Raw genomic sequence first — 23,022 nt, forward strand, 5'->3', positions numbered from 1 at the left:
GGTGTCAAAAATAAGATGCCAAGGGAGTAACTCGAGGGGCGACAATATCTTATTGCCAGAAATATGGAACTGCAGATATTGCTGGGCTAAAATCTCAACTAACAAGCGGTAGTACAGCGCCTGAACAATCGATCAAGTGGAATGACACTGACGTAAACGGTAAAGAAAAGGCCCCAGGCATAATGATCTGAGAAAATCAAAACCTGGAAGCCCCAATAAGTAGCTACTAACTCGATACCAAAAAATACAAAAAATAGAGTTATTGCAGATGATATAGCCTATAGCTTAAACGAACCTGGCGAATAGTTTATTAGGATAAAACATTGGGTAATCATGTTGTTTTAAGCTTGGATTGTGTAGTGCCTTCTATTATTATAATCTGCATTTTTTCAATGGTATTGCCATTATTGATTCGAGCACCTGAAAGATAGTCTTGGCAACATTGCTGATGCAGCATTGATTATGCGGATACTCAAGCACGTTTCTGGGCTAGAAGAGTCGCAAACATAGACTCAATTGGTTTGCCACTGCTATCTTTACGATGAAACGTTCCTAGTTGTTCCTGATACTGACAGATCTGCCAATGGGAGTAATAGTTAAGTAGTGCCTGGGGTGCAAACGTAGACGGAAAATCGATAGGACAGGGAAACTCCAGCGAGGACACGGGCGCAATTATAAAGTTATAGCCATGGGGCTTAGTTTTTGCCTGCATGTTCTCAATGACTCGGGGTAAAGCCTCTGCTTTTAAAAACTGAAACACAACGGTGGAGATAATCAGATCGTAATCATCACTCAGGGCTGCTGTTTCGATGTCGTATACCTGGGCTTGAAACGTATTTCCAACATTTTCTTGTTGAATGACTGTCTGCAAATGATGAATAGAGCTGGCATTCTTATCCAACGCTGTTACCCGATGGCCATGGGCATGCAAATAAGTGGCATTGCGACCTTTGCCACAGCCCAGGTCTAGGACGTTCAGTTTTTTGTTCCCTGACAACAATCCTTGAAGTAAGCCTCGAACATCATTATGGGGAGCGGCAAACTGATACTTCTTTTGGTAATAGTCTTCGAGACGACAATAAAACTCTACGAAACAGGACAATGATTCTAGGGGCGTTACCTTATGCCAAGCACCAGGTTCTACAAAAAAGTCGCTGTGTTCTGAAGTGATAATGTCTGTAGACAGAATGTCCCCGGCTGCGTTCAATGCGTCGTACTGTAAACGGCCCGTTTGGACAGTGATTTTAGCCCAGGTACCTGGTTTGGTATTGTGCTTCGTTCGAAACGTTTCTGGCAGAGTTGTTTCTGTCCATGGGGACAGAGTTTTATACTTAACGAGTGTGTCTGTGAGAGGTGACATAGTAGGTGAATGGACAGAATTATCCATCAATCCGGGCTTCGACTCCGCTCAGCCCTCATCTTCTCTAAATTAGCTGGTTGAGCGGAGTCGGAACCAGCGGTGTTAGGGATGTTTACTTTCGACTATCTACTTATCAAGCGAATGAGTTGCTACAACTAATCATCCTGCAGAAAAGGCAACTCAAATAAGCCGTCCTGACTTAGAGCATTGCGCTTAGGCGTATCCGACTGCGGTATAGGAATCAGCCCTGCTTTGATGGGAAACGGCATAGCAATATTTTCCTGGCGAAAGCGAGTATGCAGCCGTTTAATAAACTCATGGCGCACCACCAGATGGTCAAAATATTCTTGGATTCGCAGATAAACCGTCATGGTAATGGCAAAATACCCAAACTCCTTATATCGAATCCACGGGTCGGAATTGGGGACGCCCCCTTCTACTTGATTCATCACCTCGGTGGCAATTTCTAAGGCTACCCGCTCCACTTGTTCTAGATCCGTATCGTAGCTAATGCCCACTTCTAAAACGATCAGGGCTTCTTTACCGGGAAGACCATAGTTTTTGAAAACATTGTTGAGGATGCGCGTGTTGGGCACAACCACCATATTGTCTCGGATATCTTGCAAGATGGTGTGTCGCCAGGCAATGTCAACAACGTAGCCCTCTTCACCAGAGTCTAGCTGGATGAAGTCTCCCACGCGCAGCTTGTTGGATGTGGCTAAGTTAAGACCGGAGAGAAAATTTGTCAGAGTGCTTTGAAACGCCAGACCCAGAGAGACACCACCAATACCCAAGGCCGTCAGCAACGGTGTGATGGCAATGCCCAGGGACTGTAGGGCAATCAGGACACCAAAGGTAAAAATGACAATCTGGGTGAGCATCTCAAACAGAGATGTGAGATTGCCGGCTCCCTTAGTTTCTGAAAAATAACGAACAAAGCCCACCGCTAGACGAGCCGCAATCAGCGTGCCGGAAGCAATGGCGATCACCAGCAGAGCGTTTTGAAGGGTAATCAATAGGTTGTTGTCAAGGGGCAGGGTGAGAATTGCCGCAAACGCACCCCCAATGACAAACCACAGCAGAATCAGCCCCTTAAGCGACCTGATAATAACATCGGCACCGCCCCAACCCAGCTTGGCGGACATGGCCTGCAGTCGGTTAAGCCCCTGGCGTTCGACAACGATGCCTAGAAACAATGCACCTAGAACCAGGACAACGGGGATAATGACGAAGCGAATGATATTGCCGATCGTAATGGTGTTGAGGGCTGCAGTCACGGTATTCGGGGCTGGGGAAACTAAAAATCAGAGTACCCTAGAGCGCTACAGCACCGCATCTAGTCGATCAGCATATCCAGTCATTTCTACATATCCCCTGGCACTAACCGGCTGCTCGGCTACGGTGCCGGTAAACCCAACAGCGCCTTCCCAGTAGGTAGTAGAAAAACTTAACTCCTGATTGGCCACTAGCGATTTGCCGTCTAGCACCAGCGCTAGCTTGGGAATTTTAATGTGCCATCGGGAGGGATAAACAGCCTGACTGGTGGGACTGCGCCAGGTGTCGAGGACATCGATTTGCCAGTCGGTGGGGGCGATGGGTTGAGTGCTGCCATCGGGGCTGATATAGGTACCGCTAGAGACGTCGGCAATGTCGCCATTTTCCTGACGCAAACCGTATAGCATCAGGGCTGAACCGTCATCTAGCTGTAGTGAAAACCAGTCCCAGCCGACCGTACCAGGGCTAAGCGCACTGGTGGAATACTCATGATCTTTCCAGGTTAGCCCCTGGACTGCAAAGGTCTCATCGGCGATGGTCAGTGTGCCCTGGGTCTGTTGTTGCAAAATAGAATAGTAATAGGATGCATTGCCGGGCTCAGTTCCCCGTTTGCTATAGCCTTGGTCTCCTTGGAGTACGGGCGGTAATGTCTCGGTCAGGGTTAAATCTAGGGCTACATCATCAGTATTGGCCACCAGGTGGACTACGCCGGGTGCGATCGCACTCACTGACCAATCCTCTAACCACACCCGGTAAGGCTCTGCCTGCGCCCCGGACAGGTCAGCTGACTGCCGACTAAACCGCTCATGGGAATAGAATTTTTGCTGCTCAACGTCGGTAATCGTAAAGTCGGCAAAGTAGATCTGATTTGAGCGCCAGGCCGATTGATTAGCGACCGATTTAGTTTTTTCGGGCGTCAGCTTCCGCCGAAAAAAAGTGAGCTGGTAGCCAAATTCGCGCCCGGATTCAGTTTCCAGATTGCCTGTGTAGTACCACCATTCTGTCTGATAGGCCTCATGGGGTCCCAGATCCTGAGGGAATGTCAGCGATTTGGGCTCTGTTACCTGGGCAAAGCCGTCTGAAGCAGTAACATCCTGGCTAGAGAGCCATTCGACAGAGGCTTGACCACTGTTGGTAATGCCCGGTCGTGGCCAAAAGGCAATCGCCAAAATGAGAGTAACGGCAGCCAGGAGTAAAGAAAGACGTTTCATGGGGAGAGTTTTGAAGACTTTTGTTTTTAGCTAGTGGGGCCTTACTCTTCTCGAATAGCACTGGCAACGGCCATTTTACCTAACCGCCAGGCTGGATACACACCGGCCAACAGCGCTGCCGCCACCGCCACGATCCAGGCTTGCCAAAAATAACCAGGCTCTATCTGCATCTGCAGGGTCCAGCCAAACGAACGCACGTTGATCACATAGATCAAAATCCAGGCGAGCACATAGCCCAGGGGCATGGCAAAAAATCCGGCTAGGCTGCCCATAATGCCGGTTTCGAGCAAAGTGAGCTGCCACATTTGCAGCGGTGTCATGCCGTTAGCACGCAAGATTCCCAACTCTCGCGTGCGCTCTAGCTGAAGGCTCATCAGGGCACTGAGCACTCCAATAAAGGCCACCACCACGGCTAGCAATCGTAGCGCTCCGGTAATGGCAAAGGTGCGGTCAAAGATTTCTAGCGATCCCTGCCGCAGATTGCGATTGGACTGGGCCACTAAGTCCTGACGCCCTTTAAAGGATTCTCGCAGCCGGGCGACAACGGCATCTACAGAGACATCCGGTTTTACAAACAGTCCTAGCGAAGCAATGCTGGGGTCCTGCCATGTAGCCAGGTAAAGATCGTTGTCCAGCAAAATGGTGCCCCGGTCGGAGGCGTAGTCATAAAAGACAGCCAATACCGGGAACGTCATCGGACCCTGAGGAGATTCTAGGGTAATCGTCTCTGGAGGGTCTGACACTCCCGCTCGCAGCAGCAGGGCTTCTGAAATAATCACGCCGTCGCCGGCATCTAGCTGGGGCCAGGGATTTTTGACATTGTCTCGAATCCAGGCATAGGGGCGCTGACCGTTGGAAACATCACCATCGGCAGAAATAAGTTTGGCGGTGCGCTTGACCGGTATTTCAGCTGCCCGAATATCAGGATCCGCCTCACGATTAAAGGCAATCACATCCACATCGGTGTCGTTGTAGGTGACGATATGGTCGATTTCCGGCCAGCTGTAGGCATCTCTAACTACGCTGGGATCAACGCTACCCAGTATCCGGTTGGCAGTGGTGCTAGGAGGAGTGACATAGATATCGGCCTGCAGGGTCTGGTCAAGCCACTGCACCACCGTGGTTCTAAAAGAACCCACCATCACCGAGACACCAACGATGACCGAGACGGCCACCATGAGGGATGCGATCGCAATCGATGTGCGACTCAGCGACCGGGTAATATCGCGCGGGGCCATTTTACCCAGCATCCCCACCAGACTGTTGAGCAGCGGCGACAGCCCTTTCATCAACAGCGCCGTCAGCGGCGGTGTCAGCAGGGCCGCCGCTAGCAGGATGGCAAACAGCCCGGCAAAGGCAACCACCAGACCGCCATTTTTGATGGTTAATAAACCAATGCCCCCCAGGGTAAACAGCCCCCAGGCCAGCACCAACCAGGGCAAAATCTGTTGCACCTTACCCTCCAGGGTAGAGCGTTTGAGGCTGCTTTGAGGCGAAGTACCCATGGCCTCTAGCGCCGGCACTAACGAGGCCAGCAGAGCTGCCAAAATACCGATGCCCATACCCTTCACCAGAGTCCAGGTGCTCAGGCTAATGTCGCGCACAGAGACCACAAAATAGAAGTCGTTAATACTCTGGGTGATCAATCCTACAATGCTGCGACCGAGGACCACGCCCAGCCCCAGCCCCAGCAGCGACCCAACAATACTAAGCACCAGGGATTCTCCCATAATCAGCTGAAACAGCTGTCCCTGGGTCACCCCCAAACACCGCAGCGTACCAAACAGCGACCGCCGCTGAATCACGCTAAAGGTGACGGTGTTGTAGATCAAAAACATACCCACCACCAGCGCCAGCAAACTCAGGGCAGTCAGATTAAGCTCAAAGGCGGCGGTCATCTGCTGCACCGCATTTTTCTGAGCCTGGGTGGTTTCTAGCTTTGTCCCCTCCGGCAGGATGGCCCAAATAGGGTCTAGTTCGGCATCGCTGTCGGCAATCAGGTCAATGTGGCTGAGGTGTCCCTGCATTCCCAACACTTCCTGGGCCGAGGCAATGTCGGTAAATAGCACGTTGCTCAGGGCGTCACGGGTGAGGGCATTGGCAGGCTGCAAAATCCCCACCACCTGGGCCGAAATCGGCTGTCCCGCCAGGGTTAGCTGCAGCCGGTCTCCCACCTGCACCCCATACTGAGCGGCGGTATCTCGCGCCAAAATTATCGTATTGGGTTTTGTCAAAAAGGCGGTAAGCGCCTCAACCCCTTGGCCAAAGCCGCTGCCCAAGTTGTTACCTAGATAGCTACGAAACGGAGCTTCAGCAAAAAAATCGACACCCACCAGCCGCATGGGCTGCCGGTCTAACTCTTCGGCCACCACATAGCCTTCGACAATCGGGGCCGAGCGGGTATAGCCCACCTCGGTGCGCAGCTGCCGGTAGAGGCCCTCGTCAACGCCCACCGGGGAAATGGCTTCGATCCGATGGGTGGTGCGACCTGCGATCGCATCCGTCGACAGCTCAAACGCCCGCTGGGCCGACCCGTTGGCCAGATCAATGGATACCATCATCGCCACCCCAATGGCGATACCCAAAATAAACAGTACATACTGAAAGGGACGACGGCGAATCCGTCGCCAGGCCAGTCGCCAGAGGGGAGCATTCGTAACTGGAGACGTGGCAGCGTCAGAAGGCGAGATCGACATTAGACGACAGCCGCCTCCGTAAATTCAGCGGTGGCGTCTTCCAAATGCCCCTCATGCACCCGCAGCACCCGGTCGGCATACTTAGCAATATTCGGGTTGTGCGTAGCCATAATTAAGGTCTTATGGGCATTGCGGGTGAGATCCAACAGCAGCTTGAGCACCGTTTCCCCCGTGTCTTCATCCAGGTTGCCGGTGGGTTCATCCGCCAGGATCAGACGCGGTTCGTGCACTAGAGCGCGGGCAATGGCCACCCGCTGCTGCTGTCCACCTGAAAGCTTGTCAGGAAAGGCTTCGGTGCGATCGCCGAGGCCCACGTTTGTCAGTAGCGATCGCGCCTGTTTTTCAATCGCCTGGGGCGCACTTCCCGCTAGCTCCTGGGGCAGTGTCACATTTTCCAAAACCGTCAGCGTTGGAATCAAATTAAAAAACTGAAAAATAATGCCAATTTGATCGCGGCGAAACAGCGTACAGGCCCGCTCACTCAGCTCCGTAATCGGCACCCCATCAATCAGCACCGTCCCCCCACTAGGCCGCTCAATCCCACTGATCAGATTTAGCAGCGTACTCTTACCACTGCCGCTTTGGCCGAGCAGCACAATAAACTGACCCTCCTCAAACGTCATCGTCAGGTCATTGAGCACCTGCCGCTCGATCACCCCTTCTGTAAACCCTTTACTCAAGTGACGGAGTTCGATAAATCCCTGGGACGGCTGCCGCTGCCAGTTCCCCTCCGATGGCCGCAGCCAGCCGCTTACCCGCGCAATCATGGATGGCCCCAACCCCATAACAATTTGCTCTTTGTGAAGTTTCTTTGCAAATATTAACGCAATCCGGCTGGAATTAAAGGCTTGAATAAGTGCATTCCAAAAAGCAATAGGTTGCCACAGACGCCTAGAGAGCCTTTATGTCATAAATGCCATATTTACCGAGTCCGGACCCGTCCAAACTAGTTCTAGATCACTTTTGTTTTCATCATGGCTGATACATCTCGCTACTGGGAAATGATGGTTTTAACCGCCGCCGGACGGCTGCAGCGACAAACTTTTCCCACTGCCCAACAGTGGTTTCAACAGTGGTTTCAGCCGCAGTTTTTTCCTGACTTAGACGCCGCTCCTCTCCCCGAGCGAGACTATCAGCAACGGCTATGGGAATTAACTCAACCCCCCGACAACAATGCCTCCATCGCCCAGCTCTGTTTACGCTGCTGGCTTTCTCACCAGATCGAAGCCGCCTGCTACCAGCTAGCCCGACAGTTTGGTGAAACCTACAGCTTTACCGCCCAGGATCTGTGGCCCCTGACCCTGGATGATGATGGTCAGCTTTCCCCAACCTATGCCTCCCTGGCCATACAAATTCTCACTAAATACAATCCTAGCCAGTCAGCCCTGGGCACCTGGGCCAGCCGACTGACCAAAAGCCATCCGCCCCTAAATCGCTTTTTTATGGAGTTGGGACTATACCGCATTAGCCCCTGGGCTATTCTTAATGACACGCGCATTGCCCAACTCCCCAAAGCCCTGCCTCATCTGAGCCCAAGCGAATTAGCCACCGCTGGTCAACTGCTGGGTGCCTATCATCGTGTGTATCGTCATGATCGACTCAAACAGGGGCAGGGACGCGCCCGTCGCTGTGCGGATCCTACCGAAGAGCAGCTTCGACAGATTATCCCCCATGAAGCCCCTAATTTAGTCTTCTCTCAACTCCATGAGCTAGCCGATCAGCTACGACAGTATCGCATTGCCGTTCGGCGACGCACTCCCTTGACCCAATCCTTAGACAGCACCGAGTCCGGCATTGCAAATCTCTCTGTCCCAGCATCAAACGATACGGAACAAGCCCAGGACAAATTTTTACAACAATATCGCACTCATTTTGTTGCCACCCTCGACCAGGCCATTGAGCACAGCGTCCACACCTACAGCAGCCAATACCAAAAGCGCAAGCCCCCCCAGGATAGTGTATATCGACAGGCACTCACCTTGTTTCACTGTCAGGGGTTGTCCATGGGCGTAATTGCCAAACAGCTCGGTCTGACCAACCAAGTAAAAGTCACTCGACTGTTGCAGCTCAAACAGTTCCGCACCAAGGTTTGCATCTACTGGCTAAATCAGCTCAAAGAACAGGTGAAAACCGATGTCATGCAGCATGTTTCAGCCGATCGGCTCACCCAAATTGCCCAACAGTTAGATCATATTTTAAGCGAAGAAACCAAAACCGCGATGGCAGAAGCCGCCTCCGAAGCTCAAATACCTAAAAATCGCACAGCTAATAGTATCTTTTCTCGTCGGCTGTGTGAGACTGTTTCATCATCGGCCCTTTCTTCGAGTTCTATCAGATAGCTTTCAGTGTCCCTGTTATTTGTTCAGTTTTAGTTACACGACTTGTCACAGCGCTTATCATGACTACCCCATCCCTTACAATTCAACAGTTTGACCTTGTTCCACTCTCACCCGAGACAGTTGTTCTGTCCACCGCGTCAACACAGTGGGCTACAGACATTTGCCAAGACATTGCGGATGATGAGAGCCAATGGCAAACTTTTTTAAGAGCATTGGCTGTAGCCGGTATCAGCCAATGGCTGAGGGACGCTGGCCTAGCCCCGACTTATGCCAAAGCAACAGCTCCAACAGCAGAGATAAATCTCAGGGTAGGAGACTATCGTCTTTGTGTGTTACCTATCGATAGTCTCAGCGATGACACAGTAACAGTCCCGGCTGGGACCCAGGCAGCCCATTTATATCTGCTGGCAGAAGTCCAAGAAGAGGTGAACCACGTACGCATCGTTACCACCCTGCGTCACGATCAGCTGCAGCAGTACGTGCAACACCATCCTGATCTCGAGGACCAGGGCTACAACATTCCCCTCAGCCAGTTTACAGTCACCCCAGAGCAGCTGTTGCTATATCTCAACTGCCTAGAACCGGAGGCCATTATACAGCCAGACCAACCCAGACCCATGAATGAGGTCGCAGAGACCATCACCACAGGTGTAGTCAATGTTGGTAGGTGGCTCCAGGGAGAGCTCGATGCGATCGCTGAGCAGCTAGCTTGGGAGCTATTGCCACCGTTAACAACCGCCCAGGGATTTCGACCCGTCAAAGAAGAAATTGAAGATATTGTCGCTGAGCTCATTTCCCAGGGCATTGAGATCCCTCCCAGAGCCCGAGGAGCCTGTAAAGAGATCGCCATCGCCGGATTTCCCTGTCGTCTCTATGCTTGGACCTGGTCACTGATGACAGACAATGTGCCTGAGTGGAGCTTATTTTTAATCCTAGGACCCACCCCCGGTGAGACAATGCCGCTGGGGATTGAATTAATCGTTAGCGATCAGCAGACTGTTTTGTCAAAATCCTCCCTTACTCAAGAGACCACTATTACATATCTATATGCCCAGGCGATCGGCTATTGGCAGGAGCAGTTTACCGTAACCATTGGTCTACCCCATGGGTCTAGCATCAGCCTGCCACCATTTGGATTTCAAGTAGATTAGGGATGTGCTGGAAAATAAAATACTAATCTCGGGATGAGTAGGTTGAGCGGAGTCGAAACCGGATTGACCGGTACATTATCTAGGCGCGGCTCCCTTAACAGAAAACTTAAAGTTGTTCTATTAAAACTGTAGCTTTTTATTGTTTAGGCATTTGACTTTTTAAGCCTATGGATAATAATACAACAGGTGTGTTGCCCTGACCTTGATGTTGTTCAAAAAAACTCAGCTGTTTGCAGCTAGCGTTGCGATCGCAGCGCTAGTTATCTATTTACCCGAAACTAGTTTTGCCCAATCAGCCCCGCCCAGTGATACTGGACTTCCCCCCGAATCTGAAGAACCACTGCCTGAACCCGTACCGCTACCGCTACCAGAAGACATATTACCGATACCGTCAACGCCACCCAACTTGCCAGAGCCTGACCCACAGACAGGCTTAGATGTGCCCGATACCATCGTGGTAAACCGGTTTGAGGTGGTTGGTAGCACCGTGTTTAGCGAAGAAGAACTGAACATGGCGACCCAGGAGTATGTGGATCGTCCTATCACCTTTCCTGAGCTGTTTGAGGCCAGATCGGCCATAACACAACTCTATATAAAGGAAAGATACATTTCTTCAGGTGCTTTCTTAGTTGGAGAGCAAGATATCGAAGATGGTGTAGTTACCATTCAGGTCGTGGAAGGTAGTTTAGAGGACATCAACATAGAGGGCCTCAAACACCTTGACCCTGGCTACATTCGGAGCCGCATCGGACTTGCCTCTCGCCCCCCTTTAAATGTGGATGACCTAGTGGAGGCGTTGCAGCTATTGCAAATCAATCCCTTACTGGAAAGCATTTCCGCTGAGCTAGCCACAGGTACCCGTGTAGGCGGTAGTATCCTTAACCTCACGATAAAAGAAGCCCCTGTCATCGGCGCTCAAATTACATTAGATAACAGCCGCTCTACGACCGTGGGCAGCTTTCGGCGTCGAGCTACGTTTTCCCATGCCAATGTCCTCGGTCTAGGGGATGGATTTAATCTCAGCTATAGCAATACTGAGGGTAGCAACACCTGGGAAGCTAACTACACCCTGCCGATCAATCCTCGCAACGGAACACTGAATGCTTCATTTAGCACGACCGATAGTCGTGTGGTTGCGGATGACTTTGAGATACTGGGTATTCGTTCTGACTCTGACCAGCTTTCCTTCAGCCTACGGCAACCTGTAATTGAAACCCCAACCGAACTGTTGGCTTTGGAGCTAACGTTTGACCACGATCGGTCCAGCAGCACATTTCAGCTTCCTGGTACCGAGCGTCTCCCCTTTCCCACCCTGGGAGCCGACGATGGTAGGACTCGCGTTTCGGCCCTGCGATTTAGTCAGGAATGGACTCAGCGCAGGGCGGATGAGGTGATAGCGTTGAGATCGCAATTTAGCTTGGGTGTCCCTTGGTTTGATGCTACAACTAACAATGGTAGCCTGCCAGACAGTGAGTTTTTTAGCTGGCAGGGCCAGGCCCAGTGGGTCAAGGCACTTGATCGAGATCAGCTGCTAATAGCTCGTCTGAATGGTCAATGGGCTAATGGCTCTCTACTGTCTCTAGAACAGTTTCGCTTGGGCGGTCAGGGCAGCGTACGTGGCTACCGGCAGGACCAGTCCACGGCTGACAATGGCCTATTTGCCTCGGTGGAGATGCGATTCCCTTTATTGTCCATTCCTGAGTGGGATACTACTGCTCAAATCGCTCCCTTTATTGATTATGGGTTGGGCTGGAACAACGGTGACCAGACCGATCCCGAGCCTGACGACTTTTTATCAATCGGCACGGGTATGCTGTGGCAGATTAGCGATCGCATTACCGCCCGTATAGATTTTGGCATTCCGCTGATTGACCCTGGACCAGAAGGCAACTCTTTACAAGAAAGCGGTATTTTGTTCACCGTTTCAGGAAAATTGTTTTAAAGTGTATCAATTTTTCTTTATGCAAACTTAAAGACGTTCCTTCAAAAGGTCGTGGTAGTATCCGTGACATTACTAACGGACGTTCTAAACCTCTTACCTATGGGGCAGCGATGGGAACAGCTTACTTGGCGAAGTGGAGTGGCTATGCTTCGGTACTATCTGTATGTACCACTTTAAGCTTAGGCTATTCAGCCGCTGCTCACGCTCAAGTTGTTCCCGATACTACGTTAGGTAACGAATCTTCAGTCGTTGTCGAGGACAGCGTCGTTCACGGATTACCCACCGATCTCATCGAAGGCGGAGCCATCCGCAGACCCAATATATTCCACAGCTTTGCAGACTTTAACATTGCAGAACTACAGCGGGTTTACTTTACAAATCCTGCTGGCATTGAGAATATTTTGAGCCGTATAACGGGCAACAACTCCTCAGATTTACTAGGTACCCTTGGTGTTGACGGCAATGCTAATCTGTTTTTCTTAAACCCTAACGGCATTACCTTTGGTCCCAATTCTCAGCTTGACATTACTGGTTCTTTCTTTGCCAGCACGGCTGACGCCTTTAAGTTTGCTGAGGGTCTGAGCTATAGTGCGACTAATCCAGCTGCACCGCCACTGTTAGCTGTCACCCTAACACCAGGCTTACAAATCGGTGAGCCTCAGCAAGGAACCATTCAAAGTGAAGCCCAATTGCAGGTGGGCGGACAGTTAAGCCTGCAAGCTGAGACATTGAACTTGCAAGGTTCTCTCTTAACCCCTGGCTACTTACGGCTTTGGGCAGAAGACACAGTCGAAATTCGCGATCGCGTTTCTCAACCTTTTGTAGCAGCTGCGGGAGAAGGCATTGATATCCAGGCAAATCAGACTTTAGATATCTCTATCTTGGAAAATTCTGAAAGTGGGTTGTTTGCTGGCGGGGATTTGAGCCTACGCTCTGATCAGCCAATCATAGGAGATGCCCATTTCTGGTCTGGAGGCCAATTTCAGATAGAACAGCTAGATGGAAGCCCAGGTAATTTAGTCAGTCTGCTTGATCCTGTTATTGAAGCACAGGGTGATGTTCGTTTTTTTGCCTACGCAGGTGGATCGCTGCGAGTTCTGGCAGGTGGTTCAGTAAATATTGGCAACATATTTATTAACGGTACCGATCCCACATTTCCAGATGATCAAGTTCCCCTCTCTCGGGTCTTGCCTGATGGTGTAGGCACAGTGGTAGTCGATGGTAGCCGCCGTCCTGTAGTTGATATTCGAGCTGGCACAACAGCTGCTCAGATTCCATTTAGCTGCTTGGGTTGTTCTGTTTTGAATCCTTCTGGTCTACAGACAGGAGCCGTTACTTCAGCTGACATAAATATTGTTTTTATAGGCATTAGTCAGCCCAACGGAGTAGTGCTTTTAACCAATCAGTTTCAGCCTAATGAACGCTTGGCAGGTAATATTCAGATAGGCAACATTTTGACCAGTGGTGGGACAGCCTTTTCTGCAGACAACGGTGGTGGTGTTTTCATTGATTCACGGGATGATATTCAGTTATCTTCTACCAATCCGTTTATTCCAAGTAGAATTCAAACTAGCTCATTGTTTGGCGATACGGGGCGAATTGCGTTAGTTGCTGAGGGTGCGGTCATTCTCAACGACGCTGTAATTAGGAGCCCTACACTTGGAGTGGGGCAGGGTGGACGTGTAGACATTCTCGCCAATGCTCTGCAGATGGCCGAGCGGTCCCAGATTACAACTAGTACAGGATCTCAAGAAAGAGGTGGAGACATTTACATTGAAGTCACCGATGCTTTGCAAATAATCGGCGATATTCCAGCATCCAAGATTCCCGGTGCTGTCAACACAGGAATTTTGTCGACAATTGGAGCAGGCGCAGTAGCTGATGGAGGGGATATCACCATCAGGGCAGGCTCACTCACGATTACGGATGGTGCTGTCATCGGTACATTTCTACGACGTGCTGCAAATGGTTTACCAGGAGGGCAGGGCACCGGAGGTGATATCGATATCATTGTCCAGGGCGATATTGTGCTGGATGGTGTTGATTCGCCTGCAAATACAGGCTTAGATACTGGGCTAGGCGCGGGAGCCGTGGGCACGAGTGGCAACATCCGTATTCAAGGGCAAAATCTTTTGATCCAGGATGCTAAATTCCCGGCTATTCGCACAGATGTTCTAGGAATAGGAGATTCAGGCGATATTGAGATCCAGCTGGATGGCTCGCTAGTTGTTTCGGGGCTGAGTAATATTGCCACAACTCTTCGAGAAGGGGCAGTTGGCAGTGCAGGCAACATTGATGTTAATGCTCAAAATATTATCGTAGAAAATGGGGCGCAAATTCTCTCAGGAATTACCGGTAGCCGACAACAGCTGCCTGGTGGGCAAGGAACCAGCGGTAATATTAATCTAACGGGACGCGAATCTATTACCCTATCGAGTGGAGATCTAGTGTCTGACTCAGGACAAGATGCCAGAGGTGCAGCTGGCAATATTGTGCTAGCAACGCCTGATCTAGTGATTGAAAATGAGTCAGAAGTACGCACAGCCACGGCTAACGATAGCCCCGGTGGAGACATTATAATCACAGCAGATCGAGCATTGTTGCAAAATGGGGTCAGTCTGTTAAGTCGAGCCGAAGAGCAAGGAGAAGCGGGCGATATTGAAGTTAATGCGAGTGAACGTTTAAGGATTAGTGCAGGAGAAATTTCAGCCAGCGCTGATGCGGCTGGAGGAGGAGACATTAATATTAATGGCGGTCTGGTTTTCTTAAATCAGGGTAGTCTCCTGAGTACTAGCGTATTTGATAGTAATGGCGGTGGCGGCGATATCACCATGACTGCAGATGCCCTGGTAGTGCTTGAAGATAGCGACATTTTAGCCAATGCGGAATTTGGTCCAGGTGGAATTATCAGTATTAACTCTCCAGCTTTTCTGGCAACATTATTTGAAAGCGGTAGTGCAACGCCGGTTGGCCGCAACCCTGGTAGCTTTGCTCAGTTTAGGGGCAATGATCGTGTGGACATTTCAGCCGACTCTGCGGGTGGGCAGACAGGAACCGTTTCTTTACCAAGCCTGGTCACTGATGAAGGCTTAAACGAATTACCCATCAATCTAATCGATCCGACCAACTTGATTGATCAGCGCTGCAATCTTTTAGTTAGTCAGCAACGACAGGAAGACAATCAATTTGTTGTTGTCGGTCGCGGTGGATTACCCGTCACACCCAGTGAAAATCTAAGGGAAGAAAGCTTGATCGAAGATCTTGGCCCTACCGTTGAAGGAAATACCGCCTATCCAATCGAACCTCATCAAACCACAGCAGTTCATGCTACTTCTAGTCCTAATTTAGACTTACAAGTCATTGCAGAACCCCATGGATGGGCTCGCAACGCAGAAGGACGACTGGTACTGTACTCAAATACAGTACCAGCTGAGCCCTCTACGCTAGCAATGTCAAGTTGTTCGTCTGAATATCATACTTCTTCATCACTGTAAGCCGCCCCTATGCTAAGTTATAAAGCTAATGTAATTTGTCTCATAACGGCTATTTTAGCGGGCAGCTTCAAACCTATTCAGGCTCAAATCATACCGGATGACACATTGGGTAATGAAGCTTCGCAGGTGAGTGTTGATGCAACAGTTCAAGGATTGCCCACTGACCTGATTGAAGGCGGAGCAACCCGAGGCGTTAACTTATTTCACAGCTTTTCAGACTTTAATGTTGCTGACTTACAACGGGTTTACTTTGCCAACCCGACTCATATTGAAAACATTCTCAGTCGGGTAACCGGAGACAGTCGATCTAACATTTTGGGCACGCTGGGTATAGACGGCACGGCCAATTTGTTTTTGCTCAATCCCAATGGCATCGTATTTGGGAAGAATGCTCAGCTTGATATTACAGGTTCTTTTTTTGCCAGTACAGCTAACGCATTGGAGCTGGATGGAGGACTCAGCTACAGTGCGCTCGAGCCCACAGCTCCACCATTGCTGGCAGTAACTCTGACTCCTGGCCTGCAGTACGGTGCTGCGCAGCAGGGAGAGATCTCTAATGCAGGTATCTTACAAACGGGTGAGGGACTGACTTTTAATGCTGAGACCCTAACGCTCAATGGGTCATTACTGGCTGGAGCTGATCTTACTTTACGCAGTAGCGATACGATTCAAATTCGAGACAGTGAAACACAGCCCTTTATCGCTGCTGCAACCGGTGATGTTCTAGTCCAAGGTGATCAAACCGTTGATATTTTTGCCCTCAATCATTCAGACAGTGGATTATTTGCAGGGCAAGATTTAATTCTACGATCGGCCAACTCCATCATCGGTGATACTCATTACTGGAGCGGTAATCGTTTTCAGGTCGAAACACTTGATGGAACACCAGGAAATCTGTTGAGCCCCAATGACCCAGTCATCCAATCGGGAGGAGATATTAGCTTTGCTAACTATACGGGAGCTTCTCTCAGGGTTTTGGCGGGTGGCTCAGTAACAGCTAATAATATTACGATAACTGGAGTAGATCCGGGTTTTCCGGATGAAGCTGTAACATTATCACGTCCTTTAGCTGATGGTACAAATATTGTTCAGGTCAATGGCAGTACTCGCCCAGTTGTTGATATCCGTGCGGGTACCACTGCTGCAACACAGGGACTAAATTGTGATGGTTGCCCTGACTTTTTGGGGATTATCTTACAACCTACAGATCTATCTTCTACTGCAATTCCAACATCAGCTGATATTACAATTAATCGTATCGGAGTAAATCCATCTGACGGGTTAGTGTTACTCACTAATCAATTTCAGCCAGATGCAAGCATAGATGGCAGCATTCAGGTGCAAGAAATAGATACCGGAAATAATGTTGCCGAAGGAGGAGAGATTATTCTTGACTCAAGAAATAGCATCGTTTTACCAACTTCCTCATTGGTTAGAAGCAGTGCACTCGATCAGAATTCGGGAAATATTTCGTTTATTGCCCAAGATGCTGTCAGCCTAGCAGAAAGCGCGATTGTACAGAGTGCGTCAGGTGGTACAGGCCAGGCTGGTAACATTAATATATTAGCAGGTTCTTTTTCGCTATTACGTGAGGCTCAATTAGATGCCTCAGCAACTGGCAACGGCAATTCTGGCAATTCTGGTACCATCAATATTGATGTGAGTAATGCTATTACTCTGACAGGGTTTAATACACGTATCAATAACTCTGTTTCTGCAGGCACTAGAGCTGATACAGGAGAGATTAATATTCGCGCTAATAGCTTATCCATTGAGGAAGGTGCAGGCATCTTTTCAACAATTTTGGGTGAGGGAAATGGAAGCAATATTACCCTCGATATCAATGGTGCAGTTGCCCTAGATGGGCGAGATGGTTCTAATAGTGCGATCGCAACTGGAGTTGGTGATGCTGGTTCAGGTAACAGTGGCCAAATCGATTTGCGTGCTGAATCACTGAATTTAACCAATGGAGGGCTAATTTCTACATTCGCAGCTTCTAGTAACAGTATTGCCAATGCGGGAGACATTAATCTTGATGTCCGTGATTTTATTTTGGTCGAAGGGGATACTCCACCCGACACAGGACCTATCGCATCGCAGTTTATATTTGCTGATATGAGTGCAATTGCTTCCGGTCAGGTCGGCAATGGCAACATAGGAGATAGTGGTAATATTGTTGTCAATACTGATCGACTAATGGTTCAGGATAGCGCAGTCATTGATGCTAGCCATACTGGTCAAGGGCGTTCAGGAGATATTGAAATAAATGCGCGTATCGTTAACCTTAATGATGGGGGTAGTGTTACAACACTTTCTACAGGAACAGGTAATGCCGGAATAATCTCAATTGTTAATGCAGAGGAAACTAATTTAGACAATAATAGTTTCATTTCTACCTCATCATTATTTAAGTCAGGTGATTCTGGCGCTTTAGTAATTGAGACTGATACTCTCAGTTTGAGAAATGACTCAATATTGGCTACTGCAACAGCGAACTCTGGTAACGCTGGACAACTAGAAATTCAGGCAGATTTGGTAGAACTGATCAATGGTAGTCGAATCACAACAGAGACTGGACCAACAACTTTGCTTGGGATAATTTTATCCTCAGGCAGTACAGGTAATGCTGGCAACTTAACTATCGATACCAACCGTCTGGTATTGCAAGATGGAGCAATTTCCACCTCTGCGAGCATAACAAGCAGTGGGCAGGCTGGGTTACTCACCGTAAATGCATCAGAATCAATCGATATCAGCGGCATTGATGGGACCAATACAGGCGGTTTATTTGCCTCCTCTTTTTGAACAGGGAAAGGAGGCGAGCTAATTGTAAGAACTGGGGACTTAACTATTCAAGATGGTGGACGAATAGAATCTGGCTCGGCTGGTTTGGGGCAAGGAGGAAGTGTCGATATAGTTGCTACGGACTCAATTACGATAAGCGGAACATCGGCTGCTCTAACAGCAGAAGAAATCGCAAGTTTACTTGACCTGACAGGCTTGATCGATATTGCCGAGGGTTCCGACACCGGGATTTTTCTGCGCTCAGGAATTTCTGCGTTCAGTCTAGACCAAGGTGATGCTGATAGCGGTAGTGTTCGTGTTACCACGAATGGTAGTTTAATTATCCAAGACAATGCTGAAATTACAACAACGGTTTTAGGAGGAGGAAATGCTAACAATGTGGAGGTTAGCGCTAATTCTTTAGAATTACGGAACTCTGCCCGCATTAACAGCCGTAATGAAGGTACGGGCTTTGCAGGAGATATCTCAGTTGCAACTCAAGGTCTGCTTCGATCTATTGGAGGAGAAGTATCCGCTAGTTCTGATTTAGCAGGTGGCGGAGATATCAATATCACCACCGATAATTTACTTTTGAGCAATGGCAGTTTGTTAAGCACCAGCGTTTTTGATAGTACAGGCGGTGGCGGAGATATTACCATTGATGCCAACGCATTTGCTGCCATTGAAGACAGTGACATCTTAGCTAATGCAGAATTTGGTCCAGGTGGAACCATCAACATCAACTCTCCTGCCTTTTTAGCTACGTTATTTGAAAGCGGTACTGCAACGCCAGTGGGCCGTAATCCGGGTAGCTTTGCCCAGTTTCGAGGTAATAATCGTGTAGACATCTCAGCCGACTCTGCTGGAGGGCAATCAGGGACTGTCTCTCTATCAACGTTGGTTACAGACGAAGGCTTAAACGAGTTACCTACTGACCTGATCGATCCAACCAGTCTGATCGACCAGCGCTGTGACCTATTGGCTAGCCAGCAAAGTCAGGATAGCCAAACTGGCCAATTTACTGTGGTTGGTCGAGGGGGGCTGCCATTGACGCCTGAACAACAGTTAGAAGCAACTCAGCTGCTAGATGACTTAGGCCCACCGGAGATGCAACGTAGTGCGGAGAATGTTAGTGCTGAAGTAGTAACAACTGCCTCAGCTGAAGTAGCTTCTGAACGGATTGTTGAACCTCTCGGCTGGCGACGCTCAGAGGATGGACGTCTCTATTTGTATGCATCAGCTTCAGTTCCCGAAACGGCTGAAACACATCTTGCTCAGCGCTGTGGAGAGCTCCCCTCTGCAAGTCGGTCTTCTGTTTCTTCTAAATAAGGTGGCGATTTTGTGATGGCTAAATGGCTTCGATTTCTAGTTGTTTTTGGATTAACGGCATGCTTATGCAGTCAGGGGATTCCCAGTCTGGCGCAGGTAACACGACAAGTTGCTAGTGAACAGCGAGTTGCTCAGAGTACACCGGCTCAGTTAATCCAGGCAGGGCGGCAGCATTATGGTTCAGGACGCTATGTAGATGCGATCGCAACCTGGCAACAGGCCGCTCAAAGCTACGAAACTCAAAACGATGCCGTCAACCAGGCAAGCGCTCTGAGCAATATCGGTTTGGCCCATCTGCGGTTAGGCAACTATGAGGCCGCTCAAAGTGCGATCGCAACCGCCCGCAACCAGCTAAATAGTCGCCCTGATAGTCCCTATGCCCAAAGAGTACTAGCTCAGGTAATCAGCGCTCAAGCCCAGCTCGGTATGGCCCAGGGTGACCTCAACGCAGCCCTAGGTTACTTAGAGCAAGCCGCTGAACTCTATCAAAACGATGCCGATGGCCTGCTCCGCACCCAGCTAAACCAATCTCAAATTCTTCAGGTACAAGGCCGCTACCGGGAAGCATCACAGCAGCTTGGAGACATTAGTGCAACCTTAACAGCACTGGATGATTCTGCCCTCAAAGCGTCTGGCCTGAGGCGATTGGCGAATACTCAACAATTTAATGGTGAACCTGACAAAGCATTATCAAGTTTGCAAGAGAGCCAGCGCACGGCGGAAGCTATTGGTAACACGACTGAATTGAGCAGCACTCTCTTAAGCCTTGGCAACTTAGCCTCAGAAAACAGCGGTTCTGAGCAGTTGGATTATCCAAATCCAGATGAAATATACCAACAGGCAGCTACGGTTGCACCCACACTGCCGCTGCGCTTACAGGCCCAGGTCAATTTGCTTGGCCTACAAATCGCGCAGAATCGTCTAGATCCAGATCTGCTGATTCAAATTCAGGCCCAGCTGCCTCAGCTTAGTCCAGGGCGTACTGGAAATCTGATTCGACTTAACCTGGCTAATCGTTTGATTAAAGCTGAGTCTGTGTGGTCCTCAGAGGACCTAACACAATTTTTGAACACCACACTTCAACAAGCCAAAGCTAGCCAGGACGGCCAGAGTCAATCCTATGCTAAAGGATACCTGGGCGGTTTATACGAGAATAACCAGCAGTTAGGAGCGGCAGCAGTGGCCACCCGTGAGGCGTGGAATCTGGCTGTAGCGACCAACTCAACAACGGCGCTCTATCAGTGGCAGTGGCAGCTAGGTCGAATTTTAGCAGCTCAGGGAGATACGGAGGCTGCGATCGCAGCCTATAACCAGGCCCTAGAAACCCTACAAAAATTGAGAAGCGATCTGGTTTCTACTGATACGGATCTACAATTCTCATTTCGAGAAGAGGTAGAACCGATCTATCGAGAATTAGTTGGTCTCTTATTACGGTCAGAAACAGGCATTGAAGGCAACGCATCTAAAAACTTAATCAATGCCAGAAATGTAATCGAAAACCTACAGGTGGCGGAACTAGTCAACTTTTTCCGAGCCGATTGCGTAGTTACCAATCGTACCGAAATTGATCAAATCGATACCAATGCAGCGGTTGTCTATCCCATTATTTTGGACAATAGCTTAGAAGTAATTGTCAGTTTTCCTGGGCAGTCCTCTGAGGATTCTTTAAAACATTATTCAATTGATGTTGAGAAAGACATCATTGAACAACAACTCGATAATCTGCAACAAATTATTTCTGGTTACCCAACTAGAAATGCTCTTGCAAATCTTGATGAATTAAGATCACGTTCAGCTCCTAACACAAGAGCTGAACTTATCCCGGTACCAATAGACACAAATCTTGAGGATATAGATTTTATTACACCAGCTGGGCAAGTTTACGATTGGCTAATTCGCCCTATCGAAAAAGATTTGGCAGACACTGATACAAAAATGCTGGCATTCGTTTTGGATGGTGCATTACGTAATGTTCCAATGTCAGTACTCTACGATAGAGAGAGGTCGCAATATCTGATTGAGCAATATGCGATCGCACTCACACCTGGTTTACAGCTTATTGACCCACAACCCATCGCTCGTAGGCAGGTTAAAGCTTTGGTGGCGGGTATATCAGAGGCCAGACCAGACTTCTCTCAGTTACCCAATGTTTCGATAGAAATCCAGGCAATCCAGGCAGCTGTGCCCAGCGACGTTTTGGAAAATGAAGATTTCCTCAAAGACAGGTTTGCGGAAAAACTGACAACGCTTCCTTTTCCAGTTGTACATCTCGCAACCCATGGAGAATTTAGTTCTAACCTAGATGAAACATATGTTTTAGCCTGGGATAAAAAAATCAATGCTAATGAACTAAGTTCTATGCTTCAAACGGGTGAAATTAGTCGTGATGAAACAATTGAGTTACTCATACTCAGTGCTTGTGAAACAGCGACAGGGGATGATCGAGCCGCTCTGGGTTTGGCTGGGATTGCGGTACGTTCGGGTGCTCGCAGTACTCTGGCCACACTTTGGCAGGTAAATGATGAGGGAACAGCTCGGTTGATGAGTGATTTTTATCAAAAGCTCTCGGATACATCTCTGACTAAGGCTGAAATTCTTCAGAAAGTTCAGATCAATCTTTTAAAGAATCCTACTTACCAGCATCCTTACTTTTGGGCACCGTTTGTTTTGATTGGTAATTGGTTGTAGATGGCCTTAAAATGACTGACGATCCGTCTTTTATCAAGGTCAGCTAGAATGACATCAAATCTGTTGGGCCTCATAGTTGGGGGGCTGCTACCAGCCCTGTTCTACGGTCTTTCCAGTGTATTTGCCAAAAGCAGTACTAACGCTGGCATGTCAGTGGGCGGACATTTATTTGTTATCGGTATTGCCATTAGCGTTACCGGACTGTTGTTTAATACGCTAGTGCCCAGTAATATTCCATCGCTATTGGCTGTTGCCTCCTCCTCAATGCAGGGTGTTCTCTGGGGTTTGGGTACCGGCTGTGTTGTTCTAGGTTTACTCAACTATCAGGCTCCTCTAGCAAAGCTGGTGCCTCTCTACAACATGAATACGCTAGTGACGTCGGGGCTGGCCTTGGTAATCTTTTCAGAATGGCGTACGGTCAATCCACTACAGCTTTTGGTCGGTGCGGGTCTAATTATTGCAGGCGGGGTTTTGGTCTCAGGTGCTTAGGAGGCTGCGGCTAAATAATGTTGCCCAATCAACCAGGCTTCGACTTCGCTCAGCCTTCCAATGTTGAGAGTTGAGCGGAGTCGAATAGAGAAGCCGCCAGCCTGTCCTTAAATATTTACAGTCTTGCAAGTATCTCGCTCACGGTTCGCTAGAAAATATAGGAGAATAGCGAATAGCGTAATAATGCCCAAAATCGTATCCCAGCCAAGCAATGGCCCAGTTGATCAGTAACGAACGCGTCGATGATATCCCACTGCTATTAAG

13 protein-coding genes are annotated in these 23,022 nt (G+C 49.1%); 8 read left to right on the plus strand and 5 right to left on the minus strand.

Features of this window, described 5'->3' with window-relative positions; translation table 11 throughout:
- Positions 1 to 472: 472 nt before the first annotated feature.
- The 5 genes from tehB to IQ260_RS09355 form a co-directional block, all read right to left on the minus strand.
- Complete coding sequence (gene tehB / locus IQ260_RS09335) at positions 473 to 1,360, minus strand: SAM-dependent methyltransferase TehB (protein WP_193992835.1); 888 nt, start codon at positions 1,358 to 1,360, stop codon at positions 473 to 475.
- A gap of 155 nt (positions 1,361 to 1,515) precedes the next feature.
- On the minus strand, positions 1,516 to 2,637 hold the full coding sequence (locus IQ260_RS31655; RefSeq protein ID WP_193992836.1) for a mechanosensitive ion channel family protein: 1,122 nt from the start codon (positions 2,635 to 2,637) through the stop codon (positions 1,516 to 1,518).
- Positions 2,638 to 2,682: 45 nt separating this feature from the next.
- Entirely contained in the window at positions 2,683 to 3,846 is a 1,164-nt protein-coding gene (locus IQ260_RS09345; RefSeq protein WP_193992837.1) for a lipocalin-like domain-containing protein, read from the minus strand.
- 41 nt (positions 3,847 to 3,887) lie between these two features.
- Positions 3,888 to 6,542: an FtsX-like permease family protein gene (locus tag IQ260_RS09350; protein ID WP_193992838.1), complete on the minus strand. Its 2,655-nt coding sequence runs from the start codon at positions 6,540 to 6,542 to the stop codon at positions 3,888 to 3,890.
- The gene (locus tag IQ260_RS09355) at positions 6,542 to 7,309 is read right to left on the minus strand and encodes an ABC transporter ATP-binding protein (RefSeq protein ID WP_228015769.1); all 768 of its coding nucleotides are present in this window, start codon (positions 7,307 to 7,309) and stop codon (positions 6,542 to 6,544) included. The genes IQ260_RS09350 and IQ260_RS09355 overlap by 1 nt, the downstream gene beginning before the upstream one ends.
- A 207-nt stretch (positions 7,310 to 7,516) precedes the next feature.
- Between IQ260_RS09355 and IQ260_RS09360 the strand changes: the two genes are divergently transcribed.
- From IQ260_RS09360 to IQ260_RS09395, 8 genes are all read left to right on the plus strand, one after another.
- Positions 7,517 to 8,881 (plus strand): hypothetical protein, encoded by a 1,365-nt coding sequence (locus tag IQ260_RS09360; RefSeq protein ID WP_193992840.1) that lies wholly within the window; start codon positions 7,517 to 7,519, stop codon positions 8,879 to 8,881.
- A 59-nt stretch (positions 8,882 to 8,940) separates the two neighbouring features.
- Positions 8,941 to 10,032: a DUF1822 family protein gene (locus tag IQ260_RS09365; protein ID WP_193992841.1), complete on the plus strand. Its 1,092-nt coding sequence runs from the start codon at positions 8,941 to 8,943 to the stop codon at positions 10,030 to 10,032.
- Positions 10,033 to 10,237: 205 nt separating this feature from the next.
- Positions 10,238 to 11,974 carry a ShlB/FhaC/HecB family hemolysin secretion/activation protein gene (locus IQ260_RS09370; RefSeq protein ID WP_193992842.1) on the plus strand — a complete coding sequence of 579 codons (1,737 nt, stop codon included), beginning with the start codon at positions 10,238 to 10,240 and terminating at the stop codon, positions 11,972 to 11,974.
- Positions 11,975 to 12,084: 110 nt separating this feature from the next.
- Positions 12,085 to 15,468, plus strand: coding sequence for a two-partner secretion domain-containing protein (locus IQ260_RS09375; RefSeq protein ID WP_193992843.1), 3,384 nt, complete (start codon positions 12,085 to 12,087; stop codon positions 15,466 to 15,468).
- A gap of 9 nt (positions 15,469 to 15,477) precedes the next feature.
- Positions 15,478 to 18,273, plus strand: coding sequence for a two-partner secretion domain-containing protein (locus IQ260_RS09380; RefSeq protein ID WP_193992844.1), 2,796 nt, complete (start codon positions 15,478 to 15,480; stop codon positions 18,271 to 18,273).
- Positions 18,274 to 18,357: 84 nt separating this feature from the next.
- On the plus strand, positions 18,358 to 19,581 hold the full coding sequence (locus tag IQ260_RS09385) for an S-layer family protein (protein WP_193992845.1): 1,224 nt from the start codon (positions 18,358 to 18,360) through the stop codon (positions 19,579 to 19,581).
- A gap of 15 nt (positions 19,582 to 19,596) precedes the next feature.
- The gene (locus tag IQ260_RS09390; protein ID WP_193992846.1) at positions 19,597 to 22,269 is read left to right on the plus strand and encodes a CHAT domain-containing protein; all 2,673 of its coding nucleotides are present in this window, start codon (positions 19,597 to 19,599) and stop codon (positions 22,267 to 22,269) included.
- 48 nt (positions 22,270 to 22,317) lie between these two features.
- The gene (locus IQ260_RS09395; protein WP_193992847.1) at positions 22,318 to 22,758 is read left to right on the plus strand and encodes a hypothetical protein; all 441 of its coding nucleotides are present in this window, start codon (positions 22,318 to 22,320) and stop codon (positions 22,756 to 22,758) included.
- The last annotated feature ends 264 nt before the right edge of the window (positions 22,759 to 23,022 follow it).

The sequence above is a fragment of the Leptolyngbya cf. ectocarpi LEGE 11479 genome (genome assembly GCF_015207065.1).
Classification (GTDB): Bacteria; Cyanobacteriota; Cyanobacteriia; order Phormidesmidales; family Phormidesmidaceae; genus Leptothoe; species Leptothoe ectocarpi.

Excerpts from the sequence above, each read along its gene's own strand:
- IQ260_RS09365 (WP_193992841.1), top strand. The coding sequence starts at position 8,941 with ATGACTACCCCATCCCTTACAATTCAACAGTTTGACCTTGTTCCACTC.
- IQ260_RS09350 (WP_193992838.1), bottom strand. The coding sequence starts at position 6,542 with ATGTCGATCTCGCCTTCTGACGCTGCCACGTCTCCAGTTACGAATGCT.
- IQ260_RS09395 (WP_193992847.1), top strand. The coding sequence starts at position 22,318 with ATGACATCAAATCTGTTGGGCCTCATAGTTGGGGGGCTGCTACCAGCC.
- IQ260_RS09345 (WP_193992837.1), bottom strand. The coding sequence starts at position 3,846 with ATGAAACGTCTTTCTTTACTCCTGGCTGCCGTTACTCTCATTTTGGCG.
- IQ260_RS09360 (WP_193992840.1), top strand. The coding sequence starts at position 7,517 with ATGGCTGATACATCTCGCTACTGGGAAATGATGGTTTTAACCGCCGCC.
- IQ260_RS09370 (WP_193992842.1), top strand. The coding sequence starts at position 10,238 with ATGTTGTTCAAAAAAACTCAGCTGTTTGCAGCTAGCGTTGCGATCGCA.
- tehB (WP_193992835.1), bottom strand. The coding sequence starts at position 1,360 with ATGTCACCTCTCACAGACACACTCGTTAAGTATAAAACTCTGTCCCCA.
- IQ260_RS09355 (WP_228015769.1), bottom strand. The coding sequence starts at position 7,309 with ATGATTGCGCGGGTAAGCGGCTGGCTGCGGCCATCGGAGGGGAACTGG.
- IQ260_RS09380 (WP_193992844.1), top strand. The coding sequence starts at position 15,478 with ATGCTAAGTTATAAAGCTAATGTAATTTGTCTCATAACGGCTATTTTA.
- IQ260_RS09375 (WP_193992843.1), top strand. The coding sequence starts at position 12,085 with ATGGGAACAGCTTACTTGGCGAAGTGGAGTGGCTATGCTTCGGTACTA.
- IQ260_RS09390 (WP_193992846.1), top strand. The coding sequence starts at position 19,597 with ATGGCTAAATGGCTTCGATTTCTAGTTGTTTTTGGATTAACGGCATGC.